The organism is Azospirillum terrae, from assembly GCF_053470425.1.
In genome coordinates, this window is sequence record NZ_JBPXMR010000005.1 from 184,700 (window position 1) to 201,225 (window position 16,526).

At 69.8% G+C, this 16,526-nt stretch carries 12 protein-coding genes and 2 tRNA genes; 8 read left to right on the forward strand and 6 right to left on the reverse strand.

The window, feature by feature from the left end:
- The first annotated feature begins 45 nt into the window (after nt 1-45).
- The 4 genes from ACSVDD_RS15495 to ACSVDD_RS15510 all read left to right on the forward strand — a co-directional run bounded on the left by ACSVDD_RS15495 (nt 46) and on the right by ACSVDD_RS15510 (nt 2,058).
- A tRNA-Asn gene (locus ACSVDD_RS15495) sits at nt 46-120 on the forward strand.
- 2 nt (nt 121-122) lie between these two features.
- Nucleotides 123-199: transfer RNA gene (locus ACSVDD_RS15500), tRNA-Asp, on the forward strand.
- A gap of 102 nt (nt 200-301) precedes the next feature.
- Nucleotides 302-1,594 (forward strand): MgtC/SapB family protein, encoded by a 1,293-nt coding sequence (locus ACSVDD_RS15505; protein ID WP_448190265.1) that lies wholly within the window; start codon nt 302-304, stop codon nt 1,592-1,594.
- A 200-nt stretch (nt 1,595-1,794) separates the two neighbouring features.
- Nucleotides 1,795-2,058 carry a hypothetical protein gene (locus ACSVDD_RS15510; RefSeq protein ID WP_448190266.1) on the forward strand — a complete coding sequence of 88 codons (264 nt, stop codon included), beginning with the start codon at nt 1,795-1,797 and terminating at the stop codon, nt 2,056-2,058.
- Between the two features lie 114 nt (nt 2,059-2,172).
- On the opposite strand, the gene ACSVDD_RS15515 is transcribed toward ACSVDD_RS15510, so the two are convergent.
- Nucleotides 2,173-2,403, reverse strand: a complete 231-nt coding sequence (locus tag ACSVDD_RS15515) for a hypothetical protein (RefSeq protein ID WP_448190267.1) — start codon at nt 2,401-2,403, stop codon at nt 2,173-2,175.
- A gap of 101 nt (nt 2,404-2,504) precedes the next feature.
- Between ACSVDD_RS15515 and ACSVDD_RS15520 the strand changes: the two genes are divergently transcribed.
- Nucleotides 2,505-4,295, forward strand: coding sequence for a monovalent cation:proton antiporter-2 (CPA2) family protein (locus ACSVDD_RS15520; protein ID WP_448190268.1), 1,791 nt, complete (start codon nt 2,505-2,507; stop codon nt 4,293-4,295).
- Nucleotides 4,296-4,350: 55 nt separating this feature from the next.
- Nucleotides 4,351-5,262, forward strand: a complete 912-nt coding sequence (locus ACSVDD_RS15525) for a pirin family protein (protein WP_448190269.1) — start codon at nt 4,351-4,353, stop codon at nt 5,260-5,262.
- A 16-nt stretch (nt 5,263-5,278) separates the two neighbouring features.
- On the opposite strand, the gene ACSVDD_RS15530 is transcribed toward ACSVDD_RS15525, so the two are convergent.
- Complete coding sequence (locus ACSVDD_RS15530) at nt 5,279-7,234, reverse strand: molybdopterin biosynthesis protein (RefSeq protein ID WP_448190270.1); 1,956 nt, start codon at nt 7,232-7,234, stop codon at nt 5,279-5,281.
- Between the two features lie 30 nt (nt 7,235-7,264).
- The gene (locus tag ACSVDD_RS15535; RefSeq protein WP_448190271.1) at nt 7,265-8,437 is read right to left on the reverse strand and encodes a molybdopterin molybdotransferase MoeA; all 1,173 of its coding nucleotides are present in this window, start codon (nt 8,435-8,437) and stop codon (nt 7,265-7,267) included.
- Nucleotides 8,438-8,963: 526 nt separating this feature from the next.
- On the opposite strand from ACSVDD_RS15535, the gene ACSVDD_RS15540 reads away from it, so the two are divergent.
- Nucleotides 8,964-9,962 carry a hypothetical protein gene (locus ACSVDD_RS15540; RefSeq protein ID WP_448190272.1) on the forward strand — a complete coding sequence of 333 codons (999 nt, stop codon included), beginning with the start codon at nt 8,964-8,966 and terminating at the stop codon, nt 9,960-9,962.
- Between the two features lie 224 nt (nt 9,963-10,186).
- On the opposite strand, the gene ACSVDD_RS15545 is transcribed toward ACSVDD_RS15540, so the two are convergent.
- On the reverse strand, nt 10,187-12,229 hold the full coding sequence (locus ACSVDD_RS15545; protein ID WP_448190273.1) for a PAS domain-containing hybrid sensor histidine kinase/response regulator: 2,043 nt from the start codon (nt 12,227-12,229) through the stop codon (nt 10,187-10,189).
- A 384-nt stretch (nt 12,230-12,613) separates the two neighbouring features.
- On the opposite strand from ACSVDD_RS15545, the gene ACSVDD_RS15550 reads away from it, so the two are divergent.
- Entirely contained in the window at nt 12,614-14,890 is a 2,277-nt protein-coding gene (locus ACSVDD_RS15550) for a molybdopterin-containing oxidoreductase family protein (protein WP_448190274.1), read from the forward strand.
- A gap of 68 nt (nt 14,891-14,958) precedes the next feature.
- Here the strand turns inward: ACSVDD_RS15550 and ACSVDD_RS15555 are convergent, their stop codons facing one another.
- A complete protein-coding gene (locus tag ACSVDD_RS15555) occupies nt 14,959-15,738 on the reverse strand; it encodes a peptidylprolyl isomerase (RefSeq protein WP_448190275.1) in 780 nt (259 codons plus the stop codon).
- A 67-nt stretch (nt 15,739-15,805) separates the two neighbouring features.
- Nucleotides 15,806-16,495 (reverse strand): respiratory nitrate reductase subunit gamma, encoded by a 690-nt coding sequence (gene narI / locus ACSVDD_RS15560; protein WP_448190276.1) that lies wholly within the window; start codon nt 16,493-16,495, stop codon nt 15,806-15,808.
- Nucleotides 16,496-16,526: the final 31 nt, after the last annotated feature.

A 16,526-nucleotide genomic window follows, 5' to 3' on the forward strand; every position in this document is an offset into this window, starting at 1 on the left:
ATCCCCTTGCCAACCCCGACGAGGGACCGTATAAGCCCGCTCTCTTCCGGCGTGGCGCAGCGGTAGCGCAGCGGACTGTTAATCCGTTGGTCGTAGGTTCGAATCCTACCGCCGGAGCCAGCGCGGGTGTAGCTCAGTTGGTTAGAGCGCCGGCCTGTCACGCCGGAGGCCGCGGGTTCAAGTCCCGTCACTCGCGCCATTCTCCTCCCAGCGGGGGGAGATGGCATTCACACTCCCTTCATTCCCCCGTCCTACAGTCATAGACGGCCCAATTCCGGGCCGGCCATGATCGGAGCCGCCCATGGGCTCCCCCCTCGACCCCATGTTCCTGGCCGAGCGCCTGGGCCTTGCCCTGCTGCTCGGCGTGTTCCTCGGGCTGGCGTTCGAGGACGTCTACAAGCGCGGTGACCGCCGCGCGCCCGGCGGCATCCGCACCTTCCCGCTGCTGGCGCTGGCCGGCGCCATGCTGCTCCTGCTGGAGCCGGCGCACGCCTCGGCGGTCACCGTCGGGCTGCTGGTGGTGGGTGCGTGGCTCTACGCCTATGTGCGGGCCACGCTGCACGGCAACCCGCCGGCCTCGACGCTCGCCGGCGGCATGACCCCGACGCTGATCGTCCCGGTGTCGAGCCTGACCGCCTATCTGCTGGGGCCGGTGTCGCTGACGCAGCCGCCGTGGGTCGCCGTGGCGCTGGCGGTCAGCGCGGCGCTGCTGCTGGGTGCGCGCGAACGGCTGCACGCGCTGGTCCACGTCGTCCCCAGCGAGGAGGTGCTGACCGCCGGCAAGTTCCTGGTGCTGATCGGCGTCGTGCTGCCGCTGGTGCCCAACGAGCCGGTGCTGGCCGGCGTGCCGGTGACCCCCTATCAGGCGTGGATGGCGGTGGTGGCGGTCTGCGCGCTGTCCTACGGCAGCTATCTGGTGCAGCGCTACGCGCCGCTGCGGCACGGCACGCTGGTGCCGGCGGTGCTGGGCGGGCTGTATTCCTCCACCGCCGCGACCGTGGTGCTGGCCCGCCGCTTGGCAGAGCCGGGCGCGCCGACGCATGAGCTGTCGGCCGGCATCGTCGCGGCGACCGCCATGATGTACCTGCGCCTTGGCCTGATCGTCGCGCTGTTCAACGCCCCGGTGGTGCGGGTGCTGGCCCTGCCGCTGGTCGGGCTGATCATCGTCGGCGCGCTGGCCGCCGCGGCGCTGTGGCGCCCGGCGCCGCAGACCGCCGAGCGCAAGGCGCTGCCCGTCACCAACCCCTTGCAGGTCAACGCCGCCATCGTCTTCGCCGCGCTGTTCATCGTCGTCGCGGTGGCGTCGCGCTGGGCGCAGGCGACGTTCGGCGAGGCCGGCATCGTCGCCCTGTCGGCCGTGGTAGGCGTCACCGACATCGACCCCTTCGTGCTCAGCGTCATTCAGGGCAGCGTGCCCGGTCTGGCACCGGAAAGCGTGGCGGCGGCAATCCTCATCGCCTCATCCACCAACAATCTGGCAAAGGCGGCCTACGCCGCCGCCTTCGGCGGCTGGGCGGTGGCGCGGCGCCCGGCGCTGGTGCTCGGGGCGCTGGCGGTGCTGGGGCTGGGTGCTGCGGCGTTGCTGACGCGATGATACGGCCGGCACATGGACGCTTCCATGATCGGCCGGCCGTATCACCCTCCCGCTCAATGCAGGCATTGAGCTGCCGGGTTTGAACCGAAGGCGCTTGATAGAAGACATCAAGCGCCTTCGGTATGATTGACGCGGATCAACGCCGATGGACGCACACCGGTGCAAGAAAGCGCCGCCCCCGTTCGCTGGAAAGGACACCTATGCCCATCGAGTTCGCCGCCACCACCCGCCTGGACACCGTGACCCGGCAGGACCCGGACGCCGTGTCGCGCCTGTCGACGCTGCACCCGGCCTTCGGCCCGACCGGCGGGTTGCCCGGCGACGTGACGCTGGGCGACGTGGCCGAAGCGATCGGGCTGCCGCTCGACCTCGTGCTGGCCTACGCCCGTGGCGAGATCCGCGTGCAGGTGCAGGAAGGCCGCAGTTGCGGCTGCGGGTGCAGCGGCGGCGGCAAGGCGCACTGAGAGCCGGAAGCGCCCCTCACCCAAGCAGCCAGCCCCGCACCAGAAGGTACCCGACACCGACGAGCAGCGAGCCGTAACCAATCGCTATAGCGCCGATACAGTCGCGCAGCGAACTCATTGCCCAAACCTCCGTTTCGACGCGCCCGCGGCGAACGCCCGACGCACCAGATCCTCACACGCGCAGCGCTCGGGGCAGTCGGCGCACTGAACCCCCTTGTCGCAGAAGCCGTCGCGGACCAGACGAAGCCGCTGGAGCAGCCCAACCCTCTGCTCATCGCTCAGCCGCCCGCTGCGGAGCGTCATCTCGATGGCGTCGTCGAAGACCGCCCTGCTCAGGTTGCGCATCGCCGACGTCCGTTGCCGACCGAGAGGGAAGACTAGCCGCCGCGTATTTCCGTACGATGTCTGCGATGTAACCCGCCGAAACGTTCCAGGGGGAATCTCGCATGCCGCTCGTCCACACGGCCATCGTGCTGCTCGCCGCCGCGGTGCTGGCGGTGCCGCTGGCCAAGCGGCTGGGCTTCGGCAGCCCGCTGGGCTATCTGGCCGCCGGACTGGTCATCGGGCCGAGTGGCCTGGGAATCATCACCGACGTGGAGAGCATGGCGCACGTCTCCGAACTGGGCGTCGTCCTGCTGCTGTTCCTGATCGGGCTGGAGTTGCGACCGCAACGCCTGTGGGTGATGCGCAAGTCGGTGTTCATGCTGGGCGGCGCGCAGGTGCTGCTGAGCGCGGCGGTGCTGGCCGGGGCGGCGCTGGCGCTGGGGCTGCCGGCGCGCGCAGCGGCGGTGGCGGGGGCCGGGCTGGCGCTGTCGTCCACCGCCATCGCGCTGCCGCTGCTGGCCGAGCGCGACCTGCTGGCGACGCACGCCGGGCGTGACAGCTTCTCCATCCTGCTGTTCCAGGATCTGGCGGTGATCCCGCTGGTGGCGCTGCTGCCGCTGCTGGGCGACGGCGGCGCGGTGGCGGTGAACCACGGGGCCAGCGGCGCCGACGCCTGGATCGCCGTCGCCAAGGCGGCCGGGGCCATCCTGATTGTGCTGGCCGGCGGGCGGCTGCTGGTGCGGCCGGTGTTCCGGCTGGTCAACGCCGCCAAGACGCCGGAGATCTTCACCGCCACGGCGCTGCTGATCGTGCTGGGTACCGGAGCGCTGGTGGAGGCGTCGGGCTTGTCCATGTCGCTGGGCAGCTTCATGGCCGGCGTGCTGCTGTCCGATTCCGAGTACCGGCACGAGGTGAAGGCCGACATCGAGCCGTTCGAGGGCCTGCTGCTCGGCCTGTTCTTCGTATCGGTGGGGGTGTCGGCGGATGTGGCGGGGTTCCTGGCGGCGCCGGGGCGCATGCTGCTGGTGATGTTCGGGCTGGTGGCGGTGAAGGCGGCGGTGCTGTTCGCGCTGGCGCGATACGCCGGCAACACGCCGCGCGGCAGTGTGCGCATGGCCGCGGTGCTGGCGCAGGGCGGCGAGTTCGGCTTCGTGCTGTTCGGGCTGGCGACGGCGGTCGGGGCGATGGGCCAGGAGCACTCGAACGCCGCCATGCTGGTGCTGACGCTGTCGATGATTGCCACGCCGTTCCTTTTCGCGGCGACCGAGCGCTGGCTCGTTCCGCGCCTGGGGACCAAGACGCCGCGCGCCTTCGACAGCATCGACGTGGACGGCACGCCGCCGGTGATCGTCTGCGGATTCGGGCGGGTCGGGCAGATCGTCGGCCGCGTGCTGCGGCTGCGCGGCATCCCGTTCACCGCCTTGGAAAAGAGCGCCGATCAGGTGGACTTCGTCCGCCGTTTCGGCACCAAGGTGTTCTACGGCGACCCCACCCGGCCCGAACTGCTGCGCGCCGCCGGGGCGGACAGCGCCAAGGTGCTGGTGGTGGCGCTGGCGGACATGACCGAGTGCCTGACCGTCGTCGACATGGCGCAGCGCTTGTTCCCGCACCTGACCATCGCAGCCCGCGCCCGCAACCGGCGCCACGCGCATCTGCTGATGGACCGCGGCGTGACGATCATCGAGCGCGAGACCTTCCTGTCCAGCCTGAGCCTGACCGAGAAGGTGCTGACCGCCACCGGCCTCGACGCCGGGGAAGCGCACCGCACCATCGAGACCTTCCGCGCCCACGACGAGCGCACGCTGGAGCGCCAGCACGCCATCTACCACGATGAGCAACGGCTGATCCAAACCTCGCAAGACGCCGCGAAGGAGCTGCAATCGCTGTTCGAGGCGGACCGGCCGGAACGGTGACTGGCCGTCCCGCCACTCCGCCCCACCTCACTGGCAAAGACAGCAGGAGGCAGGCATGGAAGGTCCGCGGGAGTGGCTGGAGACACAGATCGTGCCGCGCACGCACGACATCGGCGGGTTCGAGGTGCGGCGCGCCCTGCCCTCGGCGCAGCGGCGCATGGTCGGGCCGTTCATCTTCTGGGACCAGATGGGGCCGGCCGAGCTGACGCCCAGCCACGGCCTGGACGTGCGGCCGCACCCGCACATCGGGCTCGCCACCGTCACCTACCTGTTCGACGGCGAGATCCTGCATCGCGACAGCCTCGGCTCGGTGCAGGCGATCCGCCCCGGCGCGGTGAACTGGATGACCGCCGGCCGCGGCATCGCCCACTCCGAACGCAGCAGCGACGAGACCCGCCGCACCGGCCAGCGGGTGTTCGGCATCCAGTCCTGGATGGCGCTGCCCACCGCGCATGAGGAAGCCGCCCCCGCCTTCATCCACCACCCCGCCGAGGCCCTGCCCATGGTGGAGGGCGAGGGCAAGCGGGTGCGGATCGTCGCCGGGCGGGCCTATGGCGAGCGCTCGCCGCTGGCGACCTTCAGCGAGACGCTGTACGTGGACGCGGCGCTGGCCCCCGGCGCCCGGCTGCCGGTGCCGGCCGAGCACCCGGAGCGCGCGGTCTATGTGGCCGAGGGGACGGTGATCGTGAGCGGCGACCGCTTCGAGGCCGGGCAACTGCTGGTGCTGCGCCCCGGCGATGCCATCACGGTGGAGGCGGAGACCGCCGCGCGGGTGCTGGTGCTGGGCGGCGAGCCGATGGACGGGCCGCGGCACATCTGGTGGAACTTCGTCTCCAGCTCCAAGGACCGCATCGACGCCGCCAAGGCGGACTGGAAGGCCGGGCGGTTTACGGCGGTGCCGGGGGAGACGGAGTTCATCCCGTTGCCGGAGGATAAGCAAGCGCCAGTGGTGGCGAAGGAGCCGTAGGGGGCAGCGGCTTCCCCTACCGCCCGAACCCCATCTCCTTCAACGCCTCCCCCACCTCCGCGTTCTCCAGCGCCGCCAGGAACCGGCGCACCGGCTCGCGGTCCAGGCGCGCGCGGGGGATGAGGAAGTCGTAGCGCTCCTCCTGCAAGGGCAGGAAGCCCAATCCATAAAGCTTCGCCACGCTCTCGATGGCCACGCCCCAGTCCGCCCGGCCCTGTTCCACCACGACAGCCACGGCGTTGTGCGACTTGGCCTGCGTCCAGTATCCGGCGGGCCGTATGCTGCCTAGCTGCCGGTCGGTGAGGATGCGCGTTCCGCTGCCGGCGTTGCGGTTGACCATCAGGCAGCCGGCGTCCGCCGCCACCGCCGCGATGGCCTCCGCCCCCGCCTTACTTTCAAACCGCGCGTCGCCGGGGCGGAAGATCACGCCTTGCAGGCGGCGGTAGCCGGGGACCAGTTCCAGCTCCGGCGTCAGGAACGGCGTGTTGTACACCCCCGTCGCTGGGTCCATGAGGTGGACGGCGGCCAGGTCGCACTCGCCGCGCTTTGCGGCGTTCAGCCCGCCCATGCTGCCGACGTTGAGCGCCTTGACCGTCAGCCCCTCGCCGATCAGCCGGCCGACGACGGCGTCCAGGCCGACGCAATGGCTGCCCACCAGGATCAGATCCGCCGGTCGGGCGCTGCCGCCGATGAGCTGAACCGACACCGGCGTGCCGGCCTCGACCGCCTCGGCGTGCTGGTCGATGGCGATGAAGCCGTCCGCCGCGCTGAACGCGGTGACCGAACCGGACCCCTTCGCCAGCGGGTACGCCACCAAGCCGTCCGCCCCGCGCACCAGCGAGACCATGACGAACTCCATGCGCCCGCGCTCCGAACCGACGCGCATGGGCAGGGTCGCCGCAATCGCCTCCTTGGCCGCCACCGGCAGCCCGGCCAGCGCGCGGATCACCGGCGCCACGAACTCGTGGAAGGTGAACACCGCCGAGGTCGGGAAGCCCGGCAGGATCACCACCGGCTTGCCTTTGGTCGCCGCCAGACACAGCGGCTTGCCGGGCTTCAGCGCCACGCCGTGCACCAGCACGCCGGGGTCATTCAGGCGGCTGACGATGCGGTAGGACAGGTCGCCCGCCCCCTTCGACGTGCCGCCCGACAGCACCAGCGCGTCGCACTCCACCCCCCGCGCCACGAGGCGTTCCAGTTCCGCCTCGCTGTCCGGGCTGACGCCCAGGCGCACCGGCTCGCCGCCCAGTTCCTCGACGGCCGCCGCGAGGATGGCGGCGTTGGAGTCGTACACCGCGCCGGGGCGGATCGGTTGGCCCGGCGCCACGATCTCGTCGCCGGTGGAGAGGATCGCCACGCGCGGCCGGCGCAGCACGTCCACCTCCGCCAAGCCCACCGCCGCCAGCACGCCGACCTCGCGCGAGGTCAACACCTGCCCGCGGCGCAGCACCGTCTCGCCGCGCCCGATGTCGGAGCCGGCGGCGGCCACGAAGCCGCCGGGCACCGCCGGCTTGCGGATCTCGACCTTGAGCTCGCCGTCCCCGTCGTGCGTCTCGGTGTGCTCGACCATCACCACGGCGTCGGCGCCGCGCGGCACCATGCCGCCGGTGGCGATCACCGTGGCGGTGCCGGGCGCCACCGTCTCGCGCGGCTGGGCGCCGGCCGACAGCACCTCATCATTCAGGGTCAGCAGCACCGGCGCGTGCTCGCTGGCCCCGGCGGTGTCGGATGCCCGCACCGCGAAGCCATCCACGCTGGAGCGGTCGAAACCGGGCACGTCCACGCCGGCCACCACGTCGCGCGCCAGCACCCGGCCGCGGGCGTCGGCCAGCGCCACGCGCTCCTCGCCACGCGGGGTGAGGTCCAGCGCCGCGCGCCAGCGGTCCCACGCCTCGTCGCGGCTCGCCACCTCAAGGAATTGCTGCTGCCGCGCCGCCTGCTTCACGAAGCGCCGGACGTCCTCGTTGGACACCGTTTCCTCCACACCGTTATTCGCGCGCCATCATAGCGCGTCGGCGGGAGAATCGTACATCCAGACGGTGATCTCGGCACCGGCCGGCACGCCCTCGCTCTCCGCCGGGATCAGCACGAAGCCGTCGGCCCGCGCCACCGCCGCCAAGCCGGCCACCGCGGCGGAAGCGACCGGCTCGGCGCCGCGCTCGGTCAGGCGGACGCGGTGGACTTCGGCGAAACCGATCTCGGACACCAGCTTGCGCGCCGCCGGCACCCGCCGCATGGCGTAGGGCGGATCGGCCGGACGCTCGCCCAGCCGGCGCACGGCGCGGCCGGCCAGCAGATCGTAGAGCGTGGCGCAGGCCGCCGGCTCGCCGGGCAACAGCGCCACCGGCACGCCGCCCGCCAGCCCCAGGCCGGCCGAATCGCCGGGCCGCAGAGCCACCCCGTGCACCGCCAGCGCGCCGGCGTCCGCCAGCGCCAGCGGCGCCTCGTCGTCCGCGCCAAGCCCGGTGCGTCCGCAGACCAGCACCATGTCGGCGCTCGGCTCGGTCAACGCCGCGACCAACGCCGCGGGGCCGAACGGCCCGCGCAGTTCCGGCACGCCGCCGTCGCGCCGGACCAGGGCGGCGAGCATCGCCGCATCGGCCTCGCTCCCCGCGCGCGGCCCACCGGCAATGAGGATGCGCACCGCCGGCCGCCGCACCACCGCCACCCCGTCCAGCCCGAGCGTCGCCAGCAGCCCGATGTCCTGCGGGCGCAACACGCGGCCGGCGGGCAGCAGGACGGCGCCGGCCTTCGCCTGCTCGCCGCGGCGCTCGACGCCGCTGCCGGCGGGCAGAGCGTCCAGCACCTCGACGCCCAAAGGGGACGTCTGCGCCGCTTCCACCGGCAGCACGGCGTCGGCGCCCGGCGGCAGCGGATCGCCGGCCGAGACACGGATCGCCTGACCGGCGGTCAGCAAGATCGGGTTGTAGCCGCCGGCCCCCAGCGTCGCCTCGGCGGCCACCGCGACGCCGTCGCGCGCGGCGCGGTCGGCGGGCGGCAGGTCGGCGGGCGCGGCAACGTCCACGGCCAGCACGCGGCCGGCGGCGTCACCAAGCGGCACCTCTTCGGCCGGCAGCGCGGCGGTGTGGGCGTCCAGCCAGCGGGCGGCGTCGGCGAGCGCGGTGCGCGACGGGAACCCCCGGCCGCGCACGTCGGGGAGACGGGTGTCGGTCATGCGACGCACGGCGTTTCATGCGCGCCCAGCGGCCGGCGCCGGGTTTTTCGCAAAATCAAGGACTTGGCTTGGTCCGGTGCCGGCGAATGAAACATTGTGTAACACCATGCAACGCGATTTCACTGTGTGTTTCATCCCGCCCGGCTGCCTGCGGAAGCAGGCAGGGGAAGGATCGAAATCCTACGAAATTTCGGCGTTCGGAGCAAGCCTTCGTCGGTTGGATCCGCGCCTATCCGATCAACGCGGACACCCACGGCATATTGGGTTGGCGCGGAATCGCATCCAGACTCCCCAATCGACCGCACATGACCCAGAGCGGACGCCAGGGGCCATAATTTGCCCAGATTCGGTCCGGATACACCACAGACAAACCTGCCATGCAAGCCCGCCCAGGGCGGTGGCAAGAGCTTGGCGCGTATTGAGCAACGCGTCCCCTTACCACCCGTAAAGAGGGTTTTCAGCCTCATCAGGGTCGTGTAGCTTTCCGAAGATTTTGAGTAGTTTTTATGCGTAACCGGAGGCGATGTTGAGCAGCGCTTTGCCCTTGCACCGACTTGTTGCGGACTACCTTCGAAGCAGAGCGGGTGAGCGGCTAACGGTCGGCGACATCGCTCGAGGAGTGACTTCAAATAACAGAGAGCGATTTATTGAAAAGGAGCGAAAGCTCGCAGGTCGCACAACGCTAATTGATCAAATTTCAAAAGAAATATCAGCGCAAAGAAAAGAAATACTTAATCATCATAACGATATTTCGGTCGACACGTCGAGGCGTCCAGCAAGGTGGTTTATTGAATTGGAGCCTGGAAGACGACAAACTATTGGAACCCCCTTGCCAACCGAGTCTGTTTGGTCGCCCAGCTTCATTGAGCTCGGCCAAAGCCCACCTCAATCACAAAATTTAGATAGCTATGCTGAGCAGTTAAGCAAAGAAGAGGAGATAACCGAGCATGAAATTTATGAGCCACTGCAACGTTTTTTGCATCTTGAGCTTGAAATTGTTTCAAAGAGAATTCGCGAATCGGTAAGCAGCAACCGGCGTGGCCGCAATGGAAATAAGTGGCTTCATCCGGATATTGTTGGAATGCTTGCGCCGGGGCAAGGGTGGAGTGACGTAGTTCGGCAATGCTCAATGGCGCTGCCAACGAGGAAAGCGAAATTAGTATCAGTTGAGGTAAAAATCAGACTCACGGCTGGAGACATTCGAGAGTCATTTTTCCAGGCTGTATCTAACTCTCTCTGGGCAAACCGCGCCTACTTGGCGGCTATGGAGATTAAGGGTGAAGAAACTCTAGAAGAGCTGAATATGCTCTGCGCCCTCCATGGACTTGGCTACATCTCAATTGACCCGGACGATTTTACGGAGAGCAGGATACTGATTCCAGCAAAGGAGCGAGAGGAGGTTGACTGGGCTAATGCAAACAGGATTGCTCAGGAAAATAGAAACTTTAGCGACTATTTGAAAGCTGTCCTAAACTATCTGCAAACGGGACACGTTGTGCATCGCCTGTGGGACCATACAGATTGATGCAGGCGACATACACATTCGTTCTCAAAATACTTAGCGAGCGAGGAGGCTGGTGCTTGAAGGAAGCAGTGTGAGCATAATCTACTCACATTGCCCTCGGGGGGGGGGGGAGCTCGCCTGATGTCCGTTCCTGGCGCACATCGGCCGCTCAAGGGACAAGTCGGAGGTTGGCCGCCGGCCCAACACGCGCCGCGATGGAAAGGGCGTTGGGCCGTTGGCCCAACCTACGCGTTCCCCATGGTCTCGGCCAGCGCGTGAAGCAGCACCGGCGGGGTCACCGGCTTGTGCAGGACGCTGATGCCGCTGGCTTCGGCCTCGCGGATGCGCTCGGGCGCGGTGTCGCCGGTCAGGATGATGCTGGGGATCGGCTGGTGGTACAGCTCGCACAGCGCGCGGATCGCCTCGGTGCCGGTGCGGCCCTCGCGCAGGCGGTAATCCGCCAGGATCATGCTGGGCGCCTTGGGCAGCCCGCGCAGCAGGCGCACCGCCTCGTCCTCCGACTGCGCCGCCACCACGTCGTACCCCCAGGCTTGCAGCAGGGCGCGCAGGCTGGACAGCACCACCGGCTCGTCATCGATCAGCACGATGGTGCCGCGCCCCAACCCGTTCTCCGCCGGCCGCTCGGCCTCGGCGGCCGGCGGCTGGGTGGTCGCCAGACGCGGCACCTCGACCCAGAACACCGAGCCGCGGCCGGGCAGCGAGCGTACCCCCACCTCGTGGCCCATCAGCCGCGCCAGACGCTTGACGATTGCAAGCCCGAGGCCGAGGCCCTGCGTGCGGTCGCGTTCGGGGTTGGCGACTTGGGTGAACTCCTCGAAGATCTCGTTGGTCAGTTCGGGCGCGATGCCGATGCCGGTGTCCCACACCTCGATGCGCAGGGCGCCGCCGCGCCGCCGGCAGCCGAGCAGGATGGTGCCCCGCTGGGTGTAGCGCACGGCGTTCTCCAGCAGGTTCTGCACCAGCCGGCCGAGCAGCGCCGGGTCGCTGCGCACCACGGCGCTGGACGGCACCACGCGCAGCCCCAGCCCGCGCGACTCGGTGACACCCGCGAAGTTGACGCGCATGGTCGCCAGCAGCGTGTCGATGGGGAAGTCCATGTGCTTCGGCGTCACCACGCCGGCGTCCAGCTTCGACACGTCCAGCAGCGAGTCGAGCAGCATCTTCATCGCGTCGATCGCCAGCTCCATGTCGCTGACCATGGTGCGGGTGGGTGTCCCCTCGGCCAGCTGGGCGGCCAGCGCCGAGGTGAAGAACACCATCGACTGCACCGGCTGGCGCAGATCGTGGCTGGCGGCGGCGAGGAACTTGGTCTTGGCGAGGTTGGCGCGCTCCGCGTCCTCCTTGGCGCGCGTCAGCATGTCCTCGGCGGCCTTGCGTTCGGTGATGTCGCGCACGGTGCCGGCGAAGATCCGCCGGCCGGCGACGAAGCCCTCGCCGACGCCCAGATCCATGGGAAAAATGTTGCCGTCCTTGCGGCGGCCCTGCACCTCGCGCCCGATGCCGATGATGCGCGGATCGCCGGTTTGCAGGTAGCGCTTGAGGTAGGTGTCGTGCTCCTGCCGGTAGGGGGCGGGCATCAGCACGTTGACGTTGCGGCCCAGCACCTCGGCGGCGGAGTAGCCGAAGATCCGTTCGGCGGCGCGGTTGAAGCTCTCGATCCGGCCCTTCTCGTCGATGGTGATGATGCCGTCCACCGCCGCCTCCAGGATGGCGCGGTTCTTCGCCTCGCTGTAGCGCAGGCGCTCCTCGGTTTCCTTGCGCACGGTGATGTCGCGCACGATGCCGGCGAACAGCCGTTCGCCGCCGCTCGCCGCCGCCTCGCCGACCGCCAGTTCCATGGGGAAGACGCGGCCGTCCTTGCACAGGCCCTGCACCTCGCGGCCGATGCCGATGATGCGCGCCTCGCCGGTTTCCAGGAAACGCGCGAGGTAGCCGTCGTGCGCGCTGCGGTGCGGCTCGGGCATCAGCATGCTGACGTTCTGGCCGATCACCTCGTCGGGAAGGTAGCCGAACAGCCGCTCGGCGGCGCGGTTGAGCGAGCGGACGATACCCCGCGAGTCGATGATGATGATGGCGTCCACCGCCGCGTCGAGGATCGCCTGCGTCAGCGCCTCACCCGCCACGGCGCAGGGCGCGGGTGCGGGTGCGGGATCGCGTGCCGGCGGCGGAGCCGGCTGCCTCCGCGCCACGCGCCACGTCACCCACGAAGACACCCCCGCCGTCGCTATCGCGATGACCGCGGCGCCGATCCAGCTGGCCACGTCCATCCCCCCCGCCTCACTTCAGTGCACGTTGAGCTAGGAACACTTCAGACTCGAACACGTCTCGCGTCCACTCGCGCTTTGGACGTAAACGAGGAAAGCCAGACCCGGCGCCATTCCGCATCGGCCGTTCGGCGGGGAGTGCGCGCTGTCGGTAACGAGTCAAGTTGCCCCTCCCTCGAAGCAGGGGACATCTCTGTTAAGCTCCCGCTGGGAGCGGAGTTTACTTGGCATTGCGGTACCGATTGCGCGGAATCGCCGCATGTCCCCCGGCTTCCGCCCCCCTGAACTTGGGCGTAGCTTGCAGACCGACCCTCGCGTGCGGCGAGCTGGGCTTGCGGCCCCAGCGCCTCTCCTTCGCGAGACCGCCGCGAAACCGAGGTGACCGCCATGGCCGATGGCACGGACAAGGTGCGGGGCTATTGCCCGTTGTGCGTTTCCCGTTGCGGGATCGTCTCCATGCTGGCAGGCGGGCGGCTGGTGGGCGTGGAGGCCGACCGCGACCATCCCACCGGCGGCGCGGTGTGCGTCAAGGGGCGCGCCGCGCCCGAGATGGTCTACGCGCCCGAACGCCTGCTCACCCCGCTGCGCCGCACCCGCCCGAAGGGCGACCCCGATCCGGGCTGGCAGCCGGTGTCCTGGGACGAGGCGCTTGCGCTCGTGGCCGACGGGCTGCACCGGATCGCCGGGCGGCATGGGCCCGAGGCCGTGGTGTTCGGCGTCGCCACGCCCAGCGGCACCGCGGTGGCCGACGCCTTCGCCTGGATCCACCGGCTGGCGAACGCCTTCGGCAGCCCCAACGTCCTGTTCGCCACGGAGAACTGCAACTGGCACCGCGATTTCGGCGCCGCGCTGACCTACGGCACCGGGATCGGCATGCCCGATTTCGAGAACACCGGCTGCCTCGTGCTGTGGGGGGCCAACCCCGCCGCCACGTGGCCGTCCATGGCGAGGGCCGTGCTGGCGGCGACGCGGCGAGGGGCGCGCCTGATCGCCGTCGATCCGCGCCGCACCGGCCTCGCCGCGCGGGCCGACCGGTGGCTCGGCCCGCGTCCGGGCACCGACGGACCGCTCGCCCTGGCGCTGGCGGGCGTGCTGCTGGAGGAGGGCTGGTACGACTCCGACTTCGTGCTGCGCTGGACCAACGGGCCGCTCCTGGTGCGCGCCGACACCGGGCGCCTGCTGACGGAGGCCGACGTGGCGCAGGGCGGCGCGGCCGGCCGCTTCCTCGCCTGGCATGGCGGCGAGCGCCGGGCCGTCGCGCATGATCCGCGGGCCGCCGAGACGCCATGGGCGCTGTCCGGGGAGGTGACGGTGGTGACCCTGGCTGGCCCCGTCGCCTGCCGTCCTGTCTTCGATCTGGTGCGGGCGCTGTGCGCGTCCTGGACGCTGGAGCGGGCCGCGGCGGTGACCGGCGTGCCGGTGCAGGCCATCCGCGACGCGGCGCGTCTGATCCACGAGTCCGGTCCGGTGTCGTGGTACACCTGGACCGGCACCGGCCAGCACGCCGACGCCACGCAAACGACACGCGCGCTCGCCCTGCTGTTCGCGCTGACCGGCAGCCGGGACGGCGTCGGCGGCAACCGGCTGTTCGCCAAGCCACCGGTGCGCGACGTATCCGGGCGCGACCTGCTGCCGGCGGCGCAGCGGGCCAGGACGCTCGGCTTGGCGGAGCGCCCGTTGGGGCCGCCTGCGCGCGGCTGGGTCACCAGCCGCGACGTCGTCCGCGCGGTGCTGACGGACACGCCCTACCCCGTGCGCGCCCTGGTGGCCTTCGGCTCCAACCCGCTGCTGAGCAAGCCGCACACTCCGGGGCATGAGGAGGCGCTGGCGGCACTCGAGCTGTACGTCCACACCGACATGGTGATGACGCCCACAGCGCGCTTCGCCGACATCGTGCTGCCGGTGGCCTCGCCGTGGGAGCGCGAGGGACTGCAGGCCGGCTTCCAGATCGGGCGCGAGGCCGAACGCCTGCTCCAACTCCGCCCACGGGTTCTGGACCCGCTGGGCGAGTGCCGGTCCGACACGCGCATCGTCTTCGACCTCGCCGGCCGGCTGGGGCTGTCGAACCACTTCTTCGGCGGCGATCCGGAGGCGGGGCTGGCGCATGCGCTGGCCGACACGGGCGTCACGGCCGAACGGCTCCGCGCCACGCCGGGCGGCGTGCGCGTCGGCCTCGGGGACGAAGCAAGGAGCTTCGAGCGGACGGGCTTTGCCACGCCGACCGGGCTGATCGAACTCTACTCGACGGCGCTGCTGGAGGCCGGCCAGCCGCCGCTGCCGGCGTTTCAGGCGCCGGCGCCGGACGAGGGGTATCCGCTGGTGCTGACCTCGGCCAAGTGGCCGCAGTTCTGCCACAGCCAGCACCGCCACCTGCCTTCGGTGCGCGAGCGCATGCCCGAACCGCTGGTGGAGATCGCCCCGGCGGACGCGCGCACGCACGGCATCGCCGAGGGTGACGCGGTGGAGATCGCGACGGAGCTGGGATGCGTGCGGGCGCGGGCGCGCCTGAACGAAGCGCTGGCGGAGGGCGTGGTGTGTGCCCAGTACGGCTGGTGGCCGGAGAACCTCAACGCCGTGCTGACGGGCGAGACCTTCGATCCGGTCAGCGGCTCGAACGCGCTGAAGTCGAGCCGCTGCCGCGTGACTTTGGCTTCCGGGCGGTGATCGCGCCGGGCGTCACCCGGATCGTCAGATCACCGCGCCGTCGCCGATTTGCGCGCGAAAGCCTCGCCTCACTGCACCAGAGGTGATCCGGTTGTCGGAAGGGCAAACCCCGTCACTTCGCCGCGCCCGGCGAGCAGCTGGATGTACTGGTGCACGGCACGGTGCCAGCTTGCGTCGTGCAGGTAGCCGGCTATGCGTTTCTCAACCATCTCGAAGGGCAGGTCGCGGCCGTCGATGCGGCGGTCCACGCGCAGCACGTGGTAGCCGAACGGCGTCGGCACCGGCACCAGGCACAGCGTGCCGGGCAGCATGTGATACAGAAAGGTTTCGAACTCCGGCACCGTCTGGCCGCGGGCGATCTGCCCAAGGTTGCCGCCCTGCGCCTTGGAGGGGCAGGCGGAGCGCTCGCGCGCCAGATCGGCGAAGCGGTCGGGGTGGTCCACCAGGATCTGGATGGTGTCCAGCGCCTGCTGCTTGGCCGATGCGCGCGCCTCGTCGTCGTCGGGAGCGGCGGGGAACAGGATGTGCGAGGCCTCGAACAGGTCGGGGCTGCGGAACTTGGCCTTGTTGTTCTCGTAGTAGCGCCGGCAGGTCGCCTCGTCGGCGTCGGGAATGTGGACTTCCGCGTCCAGCAACTCCCGGATGGCGGCGTCCTCCGCCGTCTCCTCGCCGGCGGCCGACGCGCCGTCGAGGCCCAGCGCGCGCGCCTCGTCCAGCAGCAGTTGGCGGACCACCAGCGCGCGGGCGGCGGACTCACGGGCGTCGTCCAGGGTCGGTGCCGGATGGTACTGGATTTCCTGGTCCACGGCGGTGTCCGGGATCTCGGTACCGTTCACGGTGATCGGCATGGAAGCCTCTGTGCTTGTTGGGGGTGCTGCGTGGGCTGGGCTTGCCCCAACCCACGCGACTTTGGAATCACGCCGTCCGGAACCGCGTCCGCACGATCTGGTAGCTGCGGCTCAGGTACCCGACGGGGGCGCTGAGGACGTGCACCAGACGCGAGAACGGGAACAGGATGACGATCACCATGCCGAGAACGAGGTGCAGCCGGTAGGCGAACGGAACGCCGACCAACTGGTCGGCCGCCTCGCCGCGGAAGGTGACGATGCGCTGCGCCCAGTCGGCCAGCTTCACCATGATGCTGCCGTCCAGGTGGCCCAGCGACATCGGGATGGTGATGAGGCCGAGCAGCATCTGCACCCACAGGATCGCCAGAATGGCGATGTCCATGGTGGAGGAGTTCTTGCGGATGCGCGGGTCGGTCCAACGGCGGTGCAGCAGGATGCTGAGCCCGGCGAATCCGGTCAGCCCGAAGACCGTGCCGGCGATGCAGGCCAACAGCTGCTTGCCGCCGGTGGACAGGCCGAACGCGTGGTAGACTTCCGGCGGCGTCAGCAGGCCGAACAGATGGCCCATGAACAGCAGCAGGATGCCGACGTGGAACAGGTTGGAGCCCAGATACAGGCTCTTCTTGCGCAGCATCTGGCTGGAGCCGCTGCGCCACGTGTACTGCTCACGGTCGAAGCGCATGATGCTGCCGACGATGAGCACGGTAAGCGACACGTAGGGCAGGTAGCCGAACAGGAACTGATAAGCGTGACTCATGACTGTTCTCCCTCCGAGGGGGAATTCCGTG